Raw genomic sequence first — 19,020 nt, 5'->3', positions numbered from 1 at the left:
CGGTGATCGCCCGTGCCCCTCAGACGCGGTCGGCGGCGATCAGCAGGTACTGGAAGCTGCCGTTCCTGTAGGCGGTCAGGAACGTCTCCTCGATGCCGGTGGCCAGGTGGTCGGCCCGGCTGCGCAGCTCCCAGTAGGGGAGCGCGATGTCGGTGAGGTCCTCCACGTGCACCGGGACGAGCCGATGGCGGGCCAGCGCGCGGAAGTACGCGGAGCGCGGATGGATGTCGCAGATGTAATGGGCGTTGATGAGCGACACCTCGCGCGAGGCCTGACCGTAGGTGTCGTTGTAGCAGCCGGTGATCACCACGTACCGGCCGCCGCGGCGCAGCAGCCGGGCGTGCTCGGCGAACAGCAGGTCCAGCTCGACGTACATGGTGGACTCGTTGTTCCACGACGCGGTGTACGCGCCGGTCGGCAGGCCGGTGTCGAGCATGTTGCGATGGTGGTAGCGCACCTTGTGGTCGATGCCCCGCCGGCGGGCCTGGTCGTTCGCGAACTCGGCCTGCTTCGCGGAGATCGTCACGCCGTCCGCGTGGCAGCCGTAGCGCAGGTGCGCCACCACGCTGCCACCGCCTCGCCCGCATCCGGCGTCGAAGACCCGGTCGGCGGGGGAGAGGGGGCCGAGCCGTGTGGCGAGGAGTTCGGCCTGGGCGTGTTCCAGCCGGTGCAGCTCCGCGGTGATCCGCTCGCGCCGCAGGTCGGGGTCGGGCTCGTCGAGCACGGACCAGTCGGCGTCACCGACGCCGTAGTGGTGGTGGTAGAGGTCGTCGATCCTGCCGAGTTCGAGGTTGACCGGGTTCTCCTCGGCGTTCCAGTAGTCCGCGACGCGGTTCTGGTACGTGGACTGGGTCGGCACCGGTGCGGTCCTGGTGCCGGCGTCGTGGGCTGTGGTCAACGGTGGCTCCTCCGTGGTGCTGGGCATGACGGTCTGTCGGAGAGTGGGTGCCAGAGGGTCGGTGCTCACCAGTAGTCGGGCAGGTGGTAGCGGTGGGAGTTGGTGGCGTGCCACTCGTGGTTGCCGGCCACCCAGTCGGACAGGCCTCGGACGTAGCGCTCGACCAGGGGGGAGGTCGCGGCGAGCAGGGCGGCCTCCTCCTCGAACGTCTCCATGATCCGGTTGTGGATCTCGACGGACCTGAGGTAGGCGGTCTTCAGTCCGCACCGCTCGTTGGCGGCGACGACCTGCGGCAGGTTGAGGTGGGCCGGGTCGCCGGCCAGCTCCTTGGTGAAGGAGTACAGGTCGTTGACGATGGTGGTGGCGTTGCAGGCGAGCGCCGTGACCCGCTGGATCTCCGGGCGGGCGTAGAGGGCCGCGGGCAGTTCGTAGCCGTCGACCGCGTCGACGATCGACAGACACGGACGAAAGTTGTTGAACTGCCGCATCACCAGGTACTCCCACACGCGCGGCACATGGCGGGTCTCCGCCCAGGCCGCCTCGGCGAGGTAGCCCAGGTGCAGCCGGGCGATGTCGTGCACGAACCGGTCGGTCTGACTGGGCGTGGCGAGGACGGCGTAGTCCTTCAGGGCCCAGTGGTACGAGCGCAGCGGCCCGTCGGCCCGCACCCCGCGGCGCCACTCCTCCTCCAGCTCGGGCGTGCCGTGGTACGGGTCGAGCGCGGACTGGGCCATGACCAGCCGTCCGCCGAGGCCGCTGCGGGAGGCGCCCCGGCCCTCGTCCTCCTCGCAGTAGCAGCTGTCGACGCAGTTCTCGGCCAGCAGCAGCTTGCCGGCCACGGTCAGCCGCTCGAGATCGGCCGCGCCCGGATGCTGGAGCACCACGGCCCGCCCGAACTGGAACCCCGCGAAGTCGCCCCGCCAGGCCGCCGGGAACAGGTCGAGGCCGCGCGCCCAGACCTCCAGCCTGCGGTCGACCTCCGCGGCCTTAACCGGGTCGGCCGGGCCGACGGACCGGTACCGCAGCCCGGGGATCGCCCCGCCTCGCCTCGTCCGCACACCGCGGGCGGGGCTGGGCGGCCCCGGCAGCGCGCTCCCGGTGTTCGGCGGCGTGCTCATCGCGAACTCCCCGCGGTCACTCGGCCGTCCGGCCGATCTGCACGTTCTCCAGGATTCCGGCCGCGTCGGGGACGAGGACGGCCATCGAGTAGTAGGCGGTCACCAGGTAGCGGATGATCGAGTTGGCGTCGATGCCCATGAACCGCACGTTCAGGCCGGGCTGGAACTCCTCGGGGATGCCCGTCTGGTACAGGCCGACGACGCCCTGGTCGGCCTCGCCGGTGCGCAGCGCGATGATGCTGCTGGTGTGCTGCGGGCTGATCGGGATCTTGTTGCAGGGGAAGACGGGCACTCCGCGCCAGGCGGGAATCTCGTGCCCTTCGACGGTCGCCGTGCCCGGCACCAGACCGCGCCGGTTGCACTGCCGGAAGAAGGCCGCGATGGCTTTGGGATGGGCGAGGAAGAGCTTGGTTTTCCGCCGCATCGACAGCAGTTCGTCCATGTCGTCGGGGGTCGGCGGGCCGGTGAGGGTGCTCACGCGCTGCCCGTAGTCGGTGTTGTGCAGCAGCCCGAACTCACGGTTGTTGACGAGCTCCCACTCCTGCCGCTCGCGGATCTCCTCGATCGTCAGCCGCAGTTGCTGCTCGGTCTGGTCCATGGGGTGGTTGTAGAGGTCGGCGACGCGGGTGTGGACGCGCAGCACGGTCTGGGTGAGGGACAACTCGTACTCGCGGGGCGAGAGGTCGTAGTCGACGAAACCGGCCGACAGCGTCGGCTCGCCGGTGTGGCCGGCCTGCACCGGCACATCGGCCTCGCCCTTGCGGTTCATCGGCAGCCGCTGCCGTCGGACGTAGTCCTCGAGGTGCGCCGCGAGGGACGGCACCCGCCCCAGGAACTCGCGCAGCACGTCCCAGGGGAGTGCCAGCACGACGCCCGAGGTCTCCGCGCGCACCGAGCTGAGCCACAGCGGGTCGTCCTGCCCCACGGCCTCGTCGCCGAGCTGGTCCCCGCCGGAGACGACCCCGATGATCTCCTCGTCCCCGTACTCGCCGGTGGTGAAGCGGGTGAACCGGCCGTGGGCGACGAGGTAGGCCTCCGTCACGGGCTGACCGGCCTGGAAGAGGACCTGCCCGGCCCGGACCTCCCGCACCCCGAAGCGGCCGGCGATCTCGCGGAGGACGTCGATGTCGGGGTAGCCGCGCAGGACCGGCAGCTCGGTGAGGGTCTCCGGGACGACCCGGACGTCGTCCGCGCCGTTCTGCTCGAACTGCACCCGGCCCCGGCCGATCCGTAGCTGGAGACGCCGGTTGACGCGGTAGGTGCCGCCCCTGACGTCCACCCAGGGCAGCATCCGCAGCAGCCAGCGCGAGCTGATGGCCTGCATCTGGGGTTCGGTCTTGGTGGTGGTGGCGAGCCGGCGCGCCGCCCGGGTGCCGAGGCTGGTGAGCGGACGGCCGGCCGGATCGGGTGCGGGTTCGTCGGTGGCGGGACCGGTGGCGCTGTCCGGTGTGGACACATTCCCTCCCAGGAGCGGTGCACAGGGGTGAGCGGAAGAGTCGGTGCGGATCGCGGATCGCGGATCGCGGATCGCGGATCGCGGATCGCGGATCGCGGATCGGGTCGGAGATGCGCGGGAACAGCCAAGCACCCTGCGTGACGGTCGGGATACGGCGCGAGAGGGGCGGTTTCCGCGCTGCCGACGCACAAACCTGTCGGCTGAGGCGCAGGACAGCCCCAGTGCGCGTCCGCTGTCGCCGGGTGCTCCCGCACGCCCGTGGGGCAGCCGTGGAAACGGGGATCCATCACCCTCCGTAACGGCTCGGGGGTGGGGAGGGAGCGTTCGGCGCGCGGGGCGGGCCACGGGTGACTAGCGTGAGGAACCGGACAATCCATCATCGTCGGAAGGGCCGCCGTCATGGCCGTGCAACCTGAGGGAGCCCCGTGTTGGGCCGACGCGATGTTCAGCGACATCGAGGGGGCGAAGACCTTCTACGGCGACGTCCTCGGCTGGACCTTCGGCGAGTCGTCGCCGGAGTACGGCAACTACACCCTGGCCTACGCGGACGGCAAGGCGGTCGCCGCCGTCGTCCCTCCCATGCCCGGCCAGGAGGGCCCGTCCGCCTGGTGCCTGTACCTGGCCTCCGGGGACACCGCCGCCACCGCCGCGAGGATCCGTGAGAACGGCGGCGACATCCTGATGGAGCCGATGCCGGTCGCCGACTTCGGCACCATGTGCCTGGCCCGCGAGCCCAGCGGCGCGGTGTTCGGCGTGTGGCAGGCCGGTACCCGCGAGGGGTTCGAGGCGATGGGCACCCCCGGCGCCTACGCCTGGGCCGAGGTCTTCACCCGCGAGCCCGGGAAGGCCGACACGTTCTTCGCCGCCGTCTTCGGCTACGGGCAGAAGCAGATGGAGGACGAGGCGGTCGACTTCCGCCTCTACGACCTGGGCGACCGCGCCCTGCTGGGCCGGATGACGATGACGGACGACTTCCCGCCCGAGGTCCCCTCCTACATCAACGTGTACTTCACCGTGCCCGACTGCGACGACGCCGTCGCCAAGGCCACCAAGCTCGGCGCCACCCTGCGGTTCGGGCCGATGGGCACCCCGTTCGGCCGGTTCGCCGCCCTCACCGACCCGCAGGGCGCGAACTTCTCGGTGATCGACGTCACCACCACCGAGGGCGAGATGCCGAAGACCACCGACGTCTCCTAACCCCTTCCCGGTCCGTGCCGAGCGCGCCGTCGGGCATGGCATGATCGTGTGCATGCGTGAACGTGTGGTGGCCGCGTGCGACGGGGCTTCGAAGGGAAACCCGGGACCGGCCGGCTGGGCCTGGGTGATCTCCGACGACAGCGAGGCCCCGGCCCGCTGGGAGGCCGGACCGCTCGGCAGGGCCACCAACAACGTCGCCGAACTCACCGCGCTGGAGCGCCTGTTGGCGGCCGTCGACCCGGACGTGCCGCTCGAGATCCGCATGGACTCGCAGTACGCGATGAAGGCCGTCACCACCTGGCTGCCCGGCTGGAAGCGCAACGGCTGGAAGACCTCCGCCGGCAAGCCGGTCGCCAACCAGGAGCTGGTCGTGCGCATCGACGAGCTGCTCGACGGCCGCACGGTCGACTTCCGTTACGTACCCGCCCACCAGGTCGACGGCGACCGGCTCAACGACTTCGCCGACCGGGCCGCCAGCCAGGCGGCGAGCGTCCAGCAGCCCGCGGGCAGCGCCCTCGGCTCACCCGAGCCGCCGCCCTCGCCCGACACTCCGCCGGCCGCGGGCGCACGACGCCGGACCGCCGGGGGCACGTCGCCCCGACGGTCCGGTGGTTCGTCGGCCCGCACGATCAAGGCAAAGTTCCCCGGCCGCTGTGTGTGCGGACGCCCGTACGCGGCCGGGGAGCCGATCGCCAAGAACGATCAGGGCTGGGGCCACCCGGAGTGCCGTACGGCGGCCGCCGGGTGACCGTGGCGGCGCCGGTCAGGTGACCACGCCGCGCCAGCCGCCGGTCTCGCGGCCGCGCTCCTCGATGAACTCCTTGAAGCGCTTGAGGTCTCCCTTGGTCTGCCGCTTCACGAATCCCAGCTTGTCGGCGACGGTCTCCGTGATGCCCTCCGGCTCGAAGTCCATCTGGAGCATCACCTTGGTGTGGTCGTCGTCGAGGCGGTGGAAGGTCACCACGCCCGACTGCCGGGCCTCACCGGCGACCGTCGTCCAGGCGACCCGCTCGTCCGGGATCTGCTCGGTGATCTCGGCGTCGAACTCGCGGTGCACGCCGTTCACGTCCGTGACCCAGTGCGTGAGCGTGTCGGTGCGCTGCTCGATGCGCTCCACCCCGCTCATGAACTCGGGGAACGTCTCGAACTGCGTCCACTGGTTGTAGGCCGTGTGCACGGGGACCTCGACCTCAATGGATTCCTCGACCTGCGTCACGGTCGTCTCCTCCTTCGCTCTGTTCGGGTACGCCGCTCGGGTACCCCTGACCTGCGCGGCGAACCGCGCCCCCGTCAGTCGGTGTCGAAGGTGTAGTGCGCGGTGTGGTCGAGGAGGGCGGCCGGGGTCGTGTCGTTCCAGGGCTTCATGGTCTCGTCGAGGTCGACCACGTTCGGCGTCCCCGCGGCCGGGAGGTACGCGGACCCCGGGTGCCGCCGCTGCCACTCGGCCCACAGCTTGTCGATGTAGGCGTGATGCAGCCAGAACACCGGGTCGTTGGGCGAGACCCCGGTGGCCATCTGACCGCCGACCCAGACGTGGACCCGGTTGTGCAGGTTGACGCCCCGCCACCCCTCCAGATGGTTGCGGAAGCCGTCCGAGGCGCTGTTCCAGGGCGCCATGTCGTACGTCGCCATCGCCAGCACCGACTCCACCTCGGCCCGTGTCGGCAGCTCGCGGACGCTCGCGCCCAGCGCCCGCCGCAGATACGTCCGCCCGTCGACGCGCACACTGATCGGCCAGTTCCCGGTGGACGCGGCGAACGGCCCGTCCATCACCCGGCCGTCCAGGCTGCGCCCGGTGCCGCCCAGGAAGTCCGGCGCCCACAGCGCGGACCGCGTGGTCCGGTCCACGGACCAGTCCCAGTACGGCAGTGCCACCGAGGCGTCCACCGACTGCAGGGCCCGCTCGAACTCCAGCAGGAATCTGCGGTGCCAGGGCAGGAAGGACGGCGAACGGTGGCCGGTGCGCTCGCCGTTGTCGGTGTCGCCGAGGATGAAAGCGTTGTGCGTGGTGACGAAGGCGTCGTAGCGGCCGCTGCGCTTGAGTTCGAGGACGGCGGCGACGAAGCGCCGCTTCTCGTCGGCGGTGAGGGAAGCCTGGTTCTTGCGGACGGTCATGTGCGGATGCTCCAGGTGTGCGTGTACGGGGGTCAGTTGGCGGCGGGGAAGGGCAGCAGCCGGGCGCCCCGCAGCTCGTCGACCGCTGCGCGGGCGGCGGCCCGCGGGGTGGGTACCGGGTCGTAGTGACTCACCACGCTGATCCAGCTGCCGTCGGCATTGCGCATGACGTGCAGTTCCACGCCGTCGACGAACACGGCGTATCCGGTGCCCTGGTGACCGCCCGCGTTGTGGCCGTCCCCGTGGTGACCACCGCCGTGATGACCGCCACCGGCCGTCGGTCGGCCCTGTATTCGGCGGCCCTTGTAGACCTCGTCGAAGGGGGCGGGGGAGCCGCCGGGGGGAGCGGGGGAGGGGTGGTGGTCGTCGGCCCGGGCGGCGGGGGCGGCGACGGCCTGGGTGCCGGCGGCCGTGGCGAGGGCGGCCGCGGCGGTGAGCGCACGACGACGGCTGAGTTCCGGCATGCGGGACCTCCTGGGGGTTCGTTCGGTTGACGACCCCGCATGCCTATCGGCCGGTGGAAGAACGGGAGAAATCCCGAAGAAGTGGTTGGCTGTGATCCGGACAATTAATTACATGTCGTGCAATCTTTAACGAAGATGATCTTGCCGCTCCGGAGGTCCGGGGAGCCCGGAACGGGCAATTCCTTTCCGTGGGAGCGGTCCTTTCGGTGGCTTTTCGCGCGGTGCCGCCGTGTCGGTGCTGTGACTCACGTGGAGAAAGTGACGAAATCGGGGCTGCGGACCGACTTCGACCGGCTCTGCCGACTACTACCCTCCGTGCTCAATTGTCCACTCTTCGTCACATTTAGGGGTGTGCGTGAAAGTCGCCTGCGTCGGCGGCGGGCCCGCCGGCCTGTATCTCTCGATCCTGCTCAAACGGCAGGACCCCTCCCACGACATCACCGTCTACGAGCGCAATCCGGAGGGCTCGACCTACGGCTGGGGCGTCACCTACTGGCGCGGCCTCCTCGACCAACTCCACGCGCGCGACCCCGAGTCCGCGCGGGCCGTCGAGGACAGCTCCGTCCGCTGGAACCAGGGCGTCGCGCACGTACGGGACCTGTCGACCCGCCGGCCCGGCGACGTCGGCCACGGCATCGGCCGGCACAGGCTGCTCGAGATCCTCGCCGACCGCGCCCGCGCCCTCGGCGTACGCCTGGAGTTCGAGCACGGCGTCACCGCCGAGGACCCGCCCGACGCCGACCTCCTCGTGGCGGCCGACGGCGTCCACAGCGCCCTGCGCTCCCACCACGCCGGACACTTCGGCACCGACCTCACGGCGGGCCGCAACCCCTACGTCTGGCTCGGCACCACCCAGGTCTTCGACTCCTTCACCTTCGCGTTCGTGGAGACCGACCACGGGTGGATCTGGTGCTACGGCTACCCCTTCAGCTCCGAGCGGAGCACCTGCGTCATCGAGTGCGCCCCCGAGACCTTCGCCGGACTCGGCCTGGACCGGGCGAGCGAGGCCGACGGGCTCGCCCACCTGGAGAAGCTCTTCGCGCACGTCCTCGACGGCCGTCCCCTGATCGGCCGCGCGTCCGCCGACGGCGGCGCCCAGTGGCTGACCTTCCGCACCCTCACCAACCGCACCTGGTACCGCGACCGCCTCGTCCTCCTCGGCGACGCCGCCCACACCACCCACTACTCCATCGGCGCCGGCACCACCCTCGCCCTGGAGGACGCCTTCGCGCTGGCCGACGCCCTGCGGGAGTGCGCCGACCTGCCGCGCGCCCTCGCACGCTACGAACGCGAACGCAAGGCGGCCCTCCTCTCCCCGCAGAGCGCCGCCCGCTTCAGCGCCCAGTGGTACGAGAACCTGACCCGGTACATCGACCTGCCCCCGGAGCGGATGTTCGCCCTGCTCGGCCAGCGCCACTCGCCCCTGCTGCCGTACGTCCCGCCCCAGCTCTACTACCGGCTCGACCGGGCGGCGGGACAGCTCGAGGCGCTGCGCCGGGTCAAACGCTGGCTCGGTCCGAAGCTCGCGCGGACCGCGCACGCGCGGGCCCTGACCTCACGCGAGTAACCCGTACGGACGCCGAGGGTTTGGGTGAATGGCAATTCACCGTTAGGGTGAATTGCCATTCACCCTCCTTTTCTCCCCCGCTCGGCCGCTGGAGTGCCCATGGCGTCACCCGCTCCGATACCCCCTCCCACACGCGCCCCGAGCAGGCGCGCCGGTGGCCTGCGGGCCCGCCTCGCCATCCCGGTCCTGGCGTACTGCGGCACCCTCATGGCCGTCATGCAGACCGTCGTCGTACCGCTGCTGCCCGATCTGCCCCGCCTGACCGGCGCCTCGGCGGGGGCGGTCTCCTGGACGGTGACGGCGTCCCTGTTGTCCGGCGCCGTCCTCACCCCCGTCCTCGGCCGCGCCGGGGACATGTACGGCAAGCGGCGGGTCCTGCTGCTCTCGTTCGGCCTGATGGCCCTCGGTTCGGTGATCTGCGCCCTGACCTCCGAGATCGGTGTACTGATCACGGCCCGCGTCCTCCAGGGCGCGGCCTACTCCGTCGTCCCGCTGTCGATCAGCATCCTGCGCGACGAACTCCCGCCGCAGCGCCGGGGATCGGCGGTGGCACTGATGAGCTCCACGGTCGGGATCGGCGCCGCGCTCGGGCTGCCGGCCGCGGCGCTGGTCGTGCAGTACGCCAACTGGCACGTGATGTTCTGGGTGACCGCCGTCCTCGGGATGACCGGTGTCGCGCTGATCCGGTGGGCGGTGCCGGAGTCGCCGGTGCGCCGGCCCGGGCGGTTCGACGTCACGGGCGCGACGGGACTGGCGGCCGGGCTGATCTGCCTGCTCCTGGCGGTGTCCCAGGGTGGCCAGTGGGGCTGGGGGAGCGTCCCGGTCCTGAGCCTGTTCCTCGGCGCCGTCGTCGTCCTGACCCTGTGGGGGAGGCGGCAACTGCGCACCCCCGAGCCCCTGGTGGACCTGCGGCTGGTGTCGCGCCCCCGCGTCGGCCTCTCCCACGTGGCCGCGCTCCTCACGGGCTTCGCCTTCTACGCGAACTCGCTGGTGACCGCCCAGCTGGTCCAGGCGCCCGAGGCCAGCGGCTACGGACTCGGACTCTCCATCGCCCAGACCGGCCTGTGCCTGCTGCCGGGCGGCATCAGCATGCTGCTCTTCTCCCCGCTCTCCGCCCGTATCTCCGAGGTCCGCGGCCCCCGTGTCACCCTCGCCCTCGGCGCCGCCGTCATCGCCGCCGGATACGCCGTGCGCATCGCCGACAGCCACGAACTCTGGATGATCATGGTGGGGGCCGCGGTGGTGGCGATCGGGACCACCCTCGCCTACTCGGCGCTGCCCGCGCTGATCCTGCGGGCGGCCCCGGCCGACCAGACCGCCTCCGCGAACGGTGTCAACGTCCTCATGCGCACGATCGGGCAGGCCACCTCCAGCGCCGTCGTCGCCGCGGTCCTCGTGCACCACACCGGCCTCGTCGGCGGTACACCGGTGCCGACGCTCCACGGCTACCTGCTGGCGTTCGGCGTCGCGGGCGCGGTGGCCCTGGCGGCGTGCGCGGTGGCGCTGACGATCCCCGGCGGCCCCGAGCCCGAGGGCCCACGGCGGGCCGATGCCCGGACCCGGTCCGTCGAGGACGGAGCGAGGGAGGGAGCATGAGTGCCGTGAGTACCCCACCCGGCACCCCTCCGTCCCCGGCCGAGGGAAACGACGGCATGGCGAAGGACGGCATGGCGAACGACGGCATGGCGAAGCCCGCCACCGCGAACAGCGGCACGGCGAAGGACGCCACGGCGAAGGACGCCACGGCGAAGGACGCCACCGCCATAGGCGCCACCGCGCGGCCCGCCACCGCTCAGGGTGCCGGGCCCGGCCGCCGTGACGCCGAGGCGACCAAGGAGGCCATACTGCGCGCCGCCCGGCACCTCCTGGCCCGCCACGCGCACGCCGACATCACCCTCAAGGCCGTCGCGGAACGCGCCGGGGTGAGCGCCCCGCTGGTGCTGAAGTACTTCGGCAACAAGGACGCCCTCTTCGCGCGTGTGATGTCCTTCGAGGAGGACGCCGACGCCCTGCTGGACGCCCCGCTGGAGGAACTGGGCGGCCACATGGTCCGGCACGTGCTGCTGAGCCAGCGCGAGCGCGGTGCCGACCCCCTGCTGCGGATCGCGTTCGCTCCGCTGCACGGCGAGCACGGCGACATCCTGCGCGCCAACTTCCGCGCCCAGGTCACCGAACGCCTCGCCGCCCGCCTCACCGGCCCCGACGCGGGCCTGCGCGCCGAACTCGCCGTCGCCACCCTGCTCGGCCTCGGCGTGATGTTCGGCATCGCCCGCGGCCCCGAACTGCGGGAGACCCCGGTCGAGCAGATCACCGACCGTTACGGGCCGACGGTGCAGGCCCACCTCACGCCGTAGGCCGTGTGCGCACGACGTACGAGGCTCGACGCACGACGCACGGCGCACGACCCACGACGCACCGACCGCCTTCCCCGCACGCGTGCGCTGACTGCCCTGCCTCGGGCCGAGGCCCTGCCGGAAACGCCGAAACCCGTCCCGTGACGACCCGTCATGCCCTACCGTGAAGCGCCCTGAAACCGCCCGCGCCGGGCCTGTGCCACCGGGAAGGGAGGAGCGGGTGGAGCCAGGAGGAGCAGGAGAGGACAGCACCGCCGCCCCTCACCGGTACCGCGATCACATCGACTTCCGGGGCGGACAGTTCCACGGCCCGGTGGCGGTCTACAACGGTTGCGACCATACGCCGGCCACCGCGCTGTCCGATCTGCCCGCGCCCCCGGCGGGGTTCACCGGCCGGGACCGTGAACTCACCGCGCTGCTCGGCGGACTGCGTCCGCCCGACGGCACACCGGCCCCCAGGACCCCCGCCCTGTGGTCCGTGACCGGACTGGGCGGCATCGGCAAGACGGCACTCGCGCTCCAGGCGGCGCACATCGCGCAGGGCAACGGCTGGTTCACCGGCGGCGCCCTCTTCCTCGACCTCGCGGGATACGACGACACCCCGCGCACGCCCGCACAGGCCGTCACATCACTGCTGCACGCCCTCGGAGTCGGCGGCATCCAACTGCCCTCGGACGAAGTCGACCAGTACCGCCTCTACCGCAGCCGTCTCGCCCTCCTCGCCGACCAGGGCAAGCGGGTGCTGCTGGTGTTCGACAATGTCTGCGAGCCCGGCCAGTTGCCGCTGCTCCTGCCGGGCGGCGACGCCCACCGGGTCGTCTTCACCTCGCGGGAGTCGCACGAGTCCCTGCCCGCCCGTGAGCTGGTCCTGAGCCCGCTGCGCCCCGAGGAATCGGCCGCGCTCATCGAGGGGGCGCTGCGTCTGCGCGAGGTCGAGGACGACCGGCCGCAGCGAGAGGCGGATGCGGTCCGTGAACTGACGCGGCTGTGCGGGCACCTGCCCCTGGCCCTGCAGATCGCGGCCGCCCTGTTGCGTCACCGCAGGTCACGCGGCCGCGTGGCCTCACTCGTCGAAGAGCTGCGGACACGCACCGACCGTGCGGCCACCCTCTCCAGCCGGGGCGTGGACCAGTACGGCAGACCGCTGGCCCTGTCCCCGGTCCTCGAGGCGTCCGTGCGTCGCCTCGCCCCGGACCGGGCCCGTGCGCTGTGCCTCCTGGCGCAGGTCCCCTGCGTGGACTACGGCACGGACACCGCGGCGGTCGCCACCGGCCTCGGGAAGCCGGCGGCACTCGACATCCTGGAGGATCTGGCCCAGGCCCACCTGGTGACCCTGGAACAGCCGCGTGACGAGTCGCCCGTGCGCTGGCACATGCACGATCTCGTACGCGGGCCACGCCACCACCCGCGCCGCGTCCGACACCCGTCTCACCGCGGCGGGGCGGGAGGCCCGCGCGCGATTACGGCACCACTACCGCGCGCAGGCCGCACGGTTCGACCTTCTGCACCGCCCGGTGCCGGCCCGTGCCCCCCAGGCTGCCGCGATCGCCCGCAGGAGTGCCGCGCTGGCCTGGTTCGACAGTGAGCACGCCAACCTCGTGGCCGCCGTGCAGTGGCCGGACGAGGACGACCCGGAGGCCGGTGTCGGCCTCGCGCTGCACCTGGCCGAGTACCTGCGCTGGCGCCGCTTCTTCGAGGACTGGGTCGCCGTCAGCCAGACCGCCCGTGCTCTCACCCGGCGGATGAGGGACGAGCGAGCCGAGGCAACCGTCTGCAATCACCTCGGCAACGCACTCCTGCGGGCCGAACGCCCCGTCGAGGCCGTCGAGCCGCTCACCCACGCGGCCGAGCTGTTCCGTCGCGTCGCGGACCCGACCGGAGAAGGCCTGGCCTGGAACAACCTCGGGCTGGCCCAGCGCCGGTCCGGACAGCTCGAGCCGGCCCTGGCCACGCACGTCCGAGCCCGAGACCGCTTCCGAGCCCTCGGCGACCGGTGGAACGAAGGACGCGCCTGGCACAACCTCGGTCTCGCCCTCGACGCGGCGGGCCGCCACCCCGAGGCCGCCGCCGCGTTCCGCCGCGCCTGCGTGCTGCACCGGGAGACGGACCGCATCTTCCACGGGGACTCGCTCAACAGCCTCGGCTGCGCCCTGCACGCGGAAGGCCGAGCGGAGGAGTCCGTCACCGCCTTCCGGGCGTCGCTGCGCATCCGCCAGGAGTACGACAACTGGTATGCCACCGTGCTCACGGCGAACAACCTGGCCCGCGCCCTGGAGAACACCGGCCGGCAGGAGGAGGCGGCGGACGCCCGGGCCCAGGCCGCCGAGGCGTGTGCCCGGGCGGGAACGACCGAGGCCGTCTACGGACACCACCATTGACAGGGCTCGCTGAACGATCAGTCACGGGCTCACGCCAGGGGCCGTTGGACCCGGGCCGGGGAACTGTCGAACATCGTCACTCCCGCGGGTGAAAGATGCACAGGTGGCGGTAAGGAACGGCCGGTTCCGCGCGGGGCCGGGACGAATGACAGACTGACGCCATGGACGAGCGCGCATTCGGTAGGTCTGGTCAACACGCATCCGTCGTCGGTCTCGGCACCTGGCAGCTGGGTGCCGACTGGGGCGACGTCGACGACAAGGAAGCCCTGGCGGTTCTGGAGGCGGCGGCCGAGTCGGGGGTGACCTTCTTCGACACCGCCGACGTGTACGGCGACGGACGCAGCGAACAGACCATCGCCACGTTCCTGAGCGGCCGCCCCGACCTGCACGTGCTGGTCGCCACCAAGATGGGCCGCCGCGTCGAGCAGATCCCCGAGAACTACGTCCTGGACAACTTCCGCGCCTGGAACGACCGCTCCCGCCGCAACCTCGGCGTCGACCGCATCGACCTCGTGCAGCTGCACTGCCCGCCCACCCCCGTCTACTCCAGCGACGAGGTGTTCGACGCCCTCGACACCCTGGTGGAGGAGGAGCGCATCGCCCACTACGGCGTCAGCGTGGAGACCTGCGCCGAGGCCCTCACCGCGATCGCCCGGCCGGGCGTGGCCAGCGTGCAGATCATCCTCAACCCCTTCCGCATGAAGCCCCTGTACGAGGTGCTTCCCGCGGCCCGGGAGGCCGGCGTCGGCATCATCGCCCGCGTCCCGCTCGCCTCCGGCCTGCTGTCCGGCAAGTACACCAAGGACACCGTCTTCCCGGAGAACGACCACCGCACCTACAACCGGCACGGCGAGTCCTTCGACCAGGGCGAGACCTTCTCCGGCGTCGACTACGCCACCGGCGTCGAGGCCGCCGCCGAGTTCTCCGCCCTCGCCCCCGAGGGGTACACCCCGGCCCAGCTGGCACTGCGCTGGATCATCCAGCAGCCCGGCGTCACCACCGTGATCCCCGGCGCCCGCTCACCCGAGCAGGCCCGCGCCAACGCGGCCGCCGCCAGGCTGCCGGACCTCTCCGACGAGACGCTGACGGCGATCGGGAACCTGTACGAGCAAAGGATCAAGGAGCAGGTCGAGGGACGCTGGTAGCCGGACCCCGGCGGCGGGGAAGAAAACGCCGCTCACGGGGTACTCGCCGGGAGAGAAGACCGAACAGTCACTCGAACCGGGGAGGACAGGTGGCAGGCACGGCAGCGGCGGCCGAACGGCGCAGAGGTCGCAACGAGACCGAGGAGGAGCGCGCGGACCGCATGTGGGGGGAGCTGATCCAGGAGGTCCGCGTCGCCCAGACGGGTGTCCAGATCCTCTTCGGCTTCCTCCTCACGGTCGTGTTCACCCCCCGGTACGCGGACCTCGACACAGCGGACCAGGGCATCTACATCATGACCGTCGTCCTGGGCGCCTGCGCGACCGGCGCCCTCATCGGCCCCGTCTCCCTGCACCGGCTGGTCTCCGGGCGGCGGGTGAAACCGCAGGCGGTCAGGTGGGCCTCCCGGATGACCTTCATCGGACTGGTGCTGCTGCTCGCCACCATGACCTCGGCCCTCCTGCTCATCCTGCGGGTGGCCACACACGACGACTACGTTCCCTATCTGGTCGCCGCGGTGGTCGTCTGGTACCTGGTGTTCTGGTTCGGGGTGCCGCTGTGGACCCGGCACCGCTACACGGCGCGCTGACGTCGGTGACGCCGGGCGCGCTCAGCGCGCCGCGCGGGTCCCCGCTCAGTCCGCCCCGCGTGTGCCCCGCAGCGCCGTGATGCAGCTGCCGATGGCCTGCCGGAGCTCCTCCAACTGCTGGACCATGTCGTCCTCGTAGAAGTCCTGGGCGTCGTCGAAGGTCAGTTCCTCGAACGCCTTCGTCGCCTTCTGGAGGCTGCTGTAGAACTTCGTGCGCCGCTCCTGGACCCGCAGCTCGGGATCGGCCTCCACGGTCTCCACGACGAGGCTCTTCAGCGTGTCGTACGCCTCGGTCGCCCACTCGCCGGCGTCCTCGCCCTCGTCCAGCTCGTCGATGAGCGACAGGTGCCGCTCGGCCTCCCGGCGCAGCTCGGCGGGCGCGTCGACGGTCTGCCCGGCCGGGGTCCTGATCCGCCCGGACTCGGCGATCTGGCGGACGTAGCCGATCCGGTCGGCCGAGCGGCTCTCGCTGGCGACGGCCTTCTTCAGGTCGTCGGTGCGCACGACGTCGCGGGCCAGCTCGGTCTGGAGTTCCGGGTCCTCCTTGACGCGGTCCAGGAGGGCGGCGCGGGCCGCGCGGGCGGTCGAGGGGTCGGCGAGGATCGCGGCGCGCAGGGCGGTGGGGTTCTCCGCGACCTCCAGCGCCTTCGTCGGCCGGATGCCCTCCGCCTCGGCGGCCTCGGCGATCGCCGCCCCGCGCTCGGAGGCGGCGCTGGAACGGGAGGCGTAGTACGCCAGCCACACGTCCGCGTCCGGCAGCTCCACCTCCTGGCCCGGCGCCAGCTCCTCGAAGTGCGGGACGAGACCGTCGTCGGCGGCCCGGTCCCACGCCTTGTAGTAGCGCATGACGCGCTCGGGGGAGCAGTCGGCGAGCCCGGCGAACTCCTTCGCCGACACCTTCGGCGTCTCGTCCGCGCCCTGCCCGCCCGGCCGGACGCTGCGCGCCACCATCAGCCCGAAGGCCCACCCGCCGGTCCGCGCGTACACGCCGAACTCGCGCGCGTCGCGCGCCACGAGGTCGGACAGGGGAGCGGGGGCTCCCTCGGCGGACGTCTCGGTGGACGTCTCGGACGGGTCGATCGCCAGGGACACGGACGACTCTCCTCTGCGGACTGCGGTGGGTGGCCGAAGGCCGGCACCGCGCGAGTGCGGACCGGCGCCGGCAGCCTATCGGCGCCCCTGGCGACACCGTGACAGACCCGCGTGCGGTGCGGCGCGCGCCCGTCAGCCGAGGGCGTCCCGCAGCGCGGGCAGCAGCGTCTTCTCCGACCAGTCCAGAAACGCCGGCTGGGAGTCGCCGCCGATCTGCACCAGGGCGATCTCCGTGAACCCGGCCTCGGCGTACGGCCGTACGGCCTCGACGAAGTCGTCCGGGTCGTCGCCGCAGGGGATCGAGGAGGCCACGTCGCCGGGTGTCACGAACTGGGTCGCCGACTCGAAGGAGTCCGGGTGCGGCAGTTCGGAGTTCACCTTCCAGCCGCTGCCGAACCAGCGGAACTGCGCGTGCGCCCGCTTCACGGCCGTGTCCCGGTCGGCGTCGTAACAGACCGGGAGCTGTCCCACGCGCGGCTTACCCGTCCCGCCGTGCCGGTCGAACGCCTCCAGCAGACCGGACTTGGGCTCGGTGGCGATCACCAGATCGGCGAGCCGTCCCGCGAGCTTGCAGGACTGCTCCCCGGAGACGGCGACACCGATCGGCGGCGGCTCGTCGGGCAGGTCCCACAGCCGCGCCGACTCCACGTCGAAGTGCGTGCCGTGCCGGGTCACATGGCCGCCCTCGAAGAGCGCGCGGATGATCTCCACGGCCTCCTCGAGCATCTCGTGCCGTACGTCCACGGCGGGCCAACCGCCGCCCACCACGTGCTCGTTGAGGTTCTCCCCGGAGCCCAGCCCCAGCCGGAAGCGGCCCTCGGACAGCAACTGCAGCGTCGCCGCCTTCTGCGCGACGATCGCCGGGTGGTAGCGCATGGTCGGACACGTCACGTACGTCATGAGGGGGATGCGGGACGTCGCCTGCGCGGCGGCTCCCAGCACGCTCCACGCGTACGGCGCGTGGCCCTGCGAACGCAGCCACGGGAAGTAGTGGTCCGACGTCACCGAGAAGTCGAAACCCACCTCCTCGGCCCGCACCACATGGTCGACCAGTTCACGAGGGCCGGCCTGTTCGGTCATCATCGTGTATCCGATTCGTACCATGCGCCCCGAGTCCCCGACGGGCCGGAGCGGAAACCGGCCACGGTGGCGGACGAAACGGGGCGATGGCCCCGCGGCCCGCGGGGCAGGATGCGGGCATGAGCGTGCGTCCGCTGCCTTCGAGCCTCCCGTCCGCCCAGGGCGTCGACGCCTGCGGCGTCCTCGCTCTCCTCGACGCCGTCGACGCGGCCGAGCACATCGAGCCGCACAGCCTGATGATCCTGCGGCACGGCCGGGTCGTCGCCGCCGGCTGGTGGGCGCCGTACACGCCCGACCGCCTCCACCTGCTGTACTCGATCAGCAAGAGCTTCACGTCCACGGCCGCCGGGTTCGCCGTCGCCGAAGGGCTGATCGGGCTCGACGACCCGGTGATCTCGTACTTCCCGGAGTTCGAGGCCGACATCACCGACCCGCGCAGCCGGGCGATGCGGGTGCGGCACCTGGCGTCGATGGCGAGCGGGCACGAGGCCGAGACCCTCGAGCGGGCGCGTGCGCTCGACCCGGACGAACTCGTCCGCGGTTTCCTGCTGCTGCCGCCGGACCGCGACCCGGGCACGGTCTTCGCCTACAACCAGCCCGCCACCTACACCCTCGCCGCGATCCTCCAGCGCGTCACCGGCCAGTCGCTCACCACGTACCTGCGGCCACGCCTGCTGGACCCGCTCGGCATCGGCGAGGTCGCCTGGCTGACCGACCGGCACGGCCGCGAGCTGGGCTTCAGCGGCCTGCACGGCACCACGGACGCCGTCGCCCGGCTCGGTCAGCTGTATCTGCGCGAGGGCGTCTGGGCGGGGAAGCGGCTGCTGACGCGGGAGTGGATCACCGAGGCGACCCGCGCGCACGTCCCGACGGCGGGGGCCATGGGAGACACCGACCGGCAGGACTGGCACGAGGGATACGGCTTCCAGTTCTGGCGGTCCCGGCACGGCTACCGCGGCGACGGGGCCTACGGCCAGTACTGCCTCGTCCTGCCCGAGCAGGACGCCGTCGTCGCCATGACCGGGGCGACCGCCGACATGCAGGGCGTGCTCAACCTCGTCTGGCAGCACCTGCTGCCGGCCTTCCGGTCGCGGCCGCTGACCGGCCGGGAGGCCGCCGACGCGGCCCTCGCCGACCGCCTGACCCGTCTCGCCCTGCCACCGGCCGCCGGCAAGTCCGCGCCACCGGAGCGGGCGGGGGAGTGGTCGGCCGCGGAGTTCGCTCCGTACGGCGGTGTCCGCGCCGACCGGCCGAGCCTGACCGGCGCCGCCGTCACGGCGGACGCGCACGGCTGGACGCTGACCCTCGTCGAGGAGGACCACCGGCTTGATCTGCGCCCGGGTTCCGGCGGCTGGAACGTGGCCGAGGAGCCGGTGCCCACCGCGGTGAGCGGCGGCTGGACCGACGGCGACACCCTCGCCGTGGACATCTTGTTCCTGGAGACCCCGCACCGTCTGCGCGTGACGTGCTCCCTCACCGGGGGGACGTTCACCGCGCGCTGGGCCACCGAGCCGCTGCACGGCGGGCCGCTGCGCACCCTGCGCGCGCCGCGCCGGGCGGTCTGAGCCC

18 protein-coding genes are annotated in these 19,020 nt (G+C 72.0%); 10 read left to right on the top strand and 8 right to left on the bottom strand.

Annotation, left to right across the window (positions count from 1 at the left end; translation table 11 throughout):
- Window positions 1–19: 19 nt before the first annotated feature.
- From ACF1A1_RS20895 to ACF1A1_RS20885, 3 genes are all read right to left on the bottom strand, one after another.
- Complete coding sequence (locus ACF1A1_RS20895) at window positions 20–898, bottom strand: geranyl diphosphate 2-C-methyltransferase (RefSeq protein WP_392001717.1); 879 nt, start codon at window positions 896–898, stop codon at window positions 20–22.
- A gap of 65 nt (window positions 899–963) precedes the next feature.
- Window positions 964–2,016, bottom strand: a complete 1,053-nt coding sequence (locus ACF1A1_RS20890; RefSeq protein ID WP_392001715.1) for a family 2 encapsulin nanocompartment cargo protein terpene cyclase — start codon at window positions 2,014–2,016, stop codon at window positions 964–966.
- Between the two features lie 16 nt (window positions 2,017–2,032).
- Complete coding sequence (locus tag ACF1A1_RS20885; protein ID WP_392001713.1) at window positions 2,033–3,472, bottom strand: family 2B encapsulin nanocompartment shell protein; 1,440 nt, start codon at window positions 3,470–3,472, stop codon at window positions 2,033–2,035.
- Between the two features lie 399 nt (window positions 3,473–3,871).
- Here ACF1A1_RS20885 and ACF1A1_RS20880 point away from each other — a divergent pair, with 399 nt between their 5' ends.
- Window positions 3,872–4,669 carry a VOC family protein gene (locus tag ACF1A1_RS20880; protein ID WP_392001711.1) on the top strand — a complete coding sequence of 266 codons (798 nt, stop codon included), beginning with the start codon at window positions 3,872–3,874 and terminating at the stop codon, window positions 4,667–4,669.
- 40 nt (window positions 4,670–4,709) lie between these two features.
- Window positions 4,710–5,417: a ribonuclease H gene (locus tag ACF1A1_RS20875; RefSeq protein ID WP_392001709.1), complete on the top strand. Its 708-nt coding sequence runs from the start codon at window positions 4,710–4,712 to the stop codon at window positions 5,415–5,417.
- A 15-nt stretch (window positions 5,418–5,432) separates the two neighbouring features.
- On the opposite strand, the gene ACF1A1_RS20870 is transcribed toward ACF1A1_RS20875, so the two are convergent.
- The 3 genes from ACF1A1_RS20870 to ACF1A1_RS20860 all read right to left on the bottom strand — a co-directional run bounded on the left by ACF1A1_RS20870 (window position 5,433) and on the right by ACF1A1_RS20860 (window position 7,248).
- Window positions 5,433–5,885: an SRPBCC family protein gene (locus tag ACF1A1_RS20870; protein WP_392001708.1), complete on the bottom strand. Its 453-nt coding sequence runs from the start codon at window positions 5,883–5,885 to the stop codon at window positions 5,433–5,435.
- A gap of 74 nt (window positions 5,886–5,959) precedes the next feature.
- Window positions 5,960–6,784: a tyrosinase family protein gene (locus ACF1A1_RS20865; RefSeq protein ID WP_392001706.1), complete on the bottom strand. Its 825-nt coding sequence runs from the start codon at window positions 6,782–6,784 to the stop codon at window positions 5,960–5,962.
- Window positions 6,785–6,816: 32 nt separating this feature from the next.
- Window positions 6,817–7,248, bottom strand: a complete 432-nt coding sequence (locus tag ACF1A1_RS20860) for a tyrosinase cofactor (protein WP_392001704.1) — start codon at window positions 7,246–7,248, stop codon at window positions 6,817–6,819.
- A gap of 355 nt (window positions 7,249–7,603) precedes the next feature.
- Between ACF1A1_RS20860 and ACF1A1_RS20855 the strand changes: the two genes are divergently transcribed.
- The 7 genes from ACF1A1_RS20855 (at window position 7,604) to ACF1A1_RS20825 (ending at window position 15,279) form a co-directional block, all read left to right on the top strand.
- A complete protein-coding gene (locus ACF1A1_RS20855; protein WP_392001702.1) occupies window positions 7,604–8,815 on the top strand; it encodes an FAD-dependent monooxygenase in 1,212 nt (403 codons plus the stop codon).
- Window positions 8,816–8,914: 99 nt separating this feature from the next.
- Window positions 8,915–10,411: an MFS transporter gene (locus ACF1A1_RS20850; protein ID WP_392001701.1), complete on the top strand. Its 1,497-nt coding sequence runs from the start codon at window positions 8,915–8,917 to the stop codon at window positions 10,409–10,411.
- A gap of 86 nt (window positions 10,412–10,497) precedes the next feature.
- The gene (locus tag ACF1A1_RS20845; RefSeq protein ID WP_392002009.1) at window positions 10,498–11,169 is read left to right on the top strand and encodes a TetR family transcriptional regulator; all 672 of its coding nucleotides are present in this window, start codon (window positions 10,498–10,500) and stop codon (window positions 11,167–11,169) included.
- A gap of 220 nt (window positions 11,170–11,389) precedes the next feature.
- Window positions 11,390–12,754, top strand: a complete 1,365-nt coding sequence (locus tag ACF1A1_RS20840; RefSeq protein WP_392001700.1) for an NB-ARC domain-containing protein — start codon at window positions 11,390–11,392, stop codon at window positions 12,752–12,754.
- Window positions 12,684–13,547 (top strand): tetratricopeptide repeat protein, encoded by an 864-nt coding sequence (locus ACF1A1_RS20835; RefSeq protein ID WP_392001698.1) that lies wholly within the window; start codon window positions 12,684–12,686, stop codon window positions 13,545–13,547. The genes ACF1A1_RS20840 and ACF1A1_RS20835 overlap by 71 nt, the downstream gene beginning before the upstream one ends.
- A gap of 161 nt (window positions 13,548–13,708) precedes the next feature.
- The gene (locus tag ACF1A1_RS20830; RefSeq protein ID WP_392001696.1) at window positions 13,709–14,692 is read left to right on the top strand and encodes an aldo/keto reductase; all 984 of its coding nucleotides are present in this window, start codon (window positions 13,709–13,711) and stop codon (window positions 14,690–14,692) included.
- Window positions 14,693–14,853: 161 nt separating this feature from the next.
- Window positions 14,854–15,279 carry a DUF6328 family protein gene (locus ACF1A1_RS20825; protein WP_392002008.1) on the top strand — a complete coding sequence of 142 codons (426 nt, stop codon included), beginning with the start codon at window positions 14,854–14,856 and terminating at the stop codon, window positions 15,277–15,279.
- Window positions 15,280–15,324: 45 nt separating this feature from the next.
- On the opposite strand, the gene ACF1A1_RS20820 is transcribed toward ACF1A1_RS20825, so the two are convergent.
- Both ACF1A1_RS20820 and ACF1A1_RS20815 read right to left on the bottom strand, forming a co-directional pair.
- Window positions 15,325–16,371, bottom strand: a complete 1,047-nt coding sequence (locus tag ACF1A1_RS20820) for a hypothetical protein (RefSeq protein WP_392001694.1) — start codon at window positions 16,369–16,371, stop codon at window positions 15,325–15,327.
- Between the two features lie 132 nt (window positions 16,372–16,503).
- Window positions 16,504–17,475: an LLM class F420-dependent oxidoreductase gene (locus ACF1A1_RS20815; RefSeq protein ID WP_392001693.1), complete on the bottom strand. Its 972-nt coding sequence runs from the start codon at window positions 17,473–17,475 to the stop codon at window positions 16,504–16,506.
- 95 nt (window positions 17,476–17,570) lie between these two features.
- Between ACF1A1_RS20815 and ACF1A1_RS20810 the strand changes: the two genes are divergently transcribed.
- The gene (locus ACF1A1_RS20810; RefSeq protein ID WP_392001691.1) at window positions 17,571–19,016 is read left to right on the top strand and encodes a serine hydrolase domain-containing protein; all 1,446 of its coding nucleotides are present in this window, start codon (window positions 17,571–17,573) and stop codon (window positions 19,014–19,016) included.
- The last annotated feature ends 4 nt before the right edge of the window (window positions 19,017–19,020 follow it).

The sequence above is a fragment of the Streptomyces sp. NPDC014995 genome (genome assembly GCF_043080745.1).
Taxonomy (GTDB): domain Bacteria; phylum Actinomycetota; class Actinomycetes; order Streptomycetales; family Streptomycetaceae; genus Streptomyces.
The sequence above is the reverse complement of the archived record's forward strand: the minus strand, read 5'-3'. Positions and strand labels throughout refer to the sequence as shown.

Excerpts from the sequence above, each read along its gene's own strand:
- ACF1A1_RS20890 (WP_392001715.1), bottom strand. The coding sequence starts at position 2,016 with ATGAGCACGCCGCCGAACACCGGGAGCGCGCTGCCGGGGCCGCCCAGC.
- ACF1A1_RS20880 (WP_392001711.1), top strand. The coding sequence starts at position 3,872 with ATGGCCGTGCAACCTGAGGGAGCCCCGTGTTGGGCCGACGCGATGTTC.
- ACF1A1_RS20875 (WP_392001709.1), top strand. The coding sequence starts at position 4,710 with ATGATCGTGTGCATGCGTGAACGTGTGGTGGCCGCGTGCGACGGGGCT.
- ACF1A1_RS20865 (WP_392001706.1), bottom strand. The coding sequence starts at position 6,784 with ATGACCGTCCGCAAGAACCAGGCTTCCCTCACCGCCGACGAGAAGCGG.
- ACF1A1_RS20860 (WP_392001704.1), bottom strand. The coding sequence starts at position 7,248 with ATGCCGGAACTCAGCCGTCGTCGTGCGCTCACCGCCGCGGCCGCCCTC.
- ACF1A1_RS20850 (WP_392001701.1), top strand. The coding sequence starts at position 8,915 with ATGGCGTCACCCGCTCCGATACCCCCTCCCACACGCGCCCCGAGCAGG.
- ACF1A1_RS20845 (WP_392002009.1), top strand. The coding sequence starts at position 10,498 with ATGGCGAAGCCCGCCACCGCGAACAGCGGCACGGCGAAGGACGCCACG.
- ACF1A1_RS20830 (WP_392001696.1), top strand. The coding sequence starts at position 13,709 with ATGGACGAGCGCGCATTCGGTAGGTCTGGTCAACACGCATCCGTCGTC.
- ACF1A1_RS20825 (WP_392002008.1), top strand. The coding sequence starts at position 14,854 with ATGTGGGGGGAGCTGATCCAGGAGGTCCGCGTCGCCCAGACGGGTGTC.
- ACF1A1_RS20815 (WP_392001693.1), bottom strand. The coding sequence starts at position 17,475 with ATGGTACGAATCGGATACACGATGATGACCGAACAGGCCGGCCCTCGT.
- ACF1A1_RS20810 (WP_392001691.1), top strand. The coding sequence starts at position 17,571 with ATGAGCGTGCGTCCGCTGCCTTCGAGCCTCCCGTCCGCCCAGGGCGTC.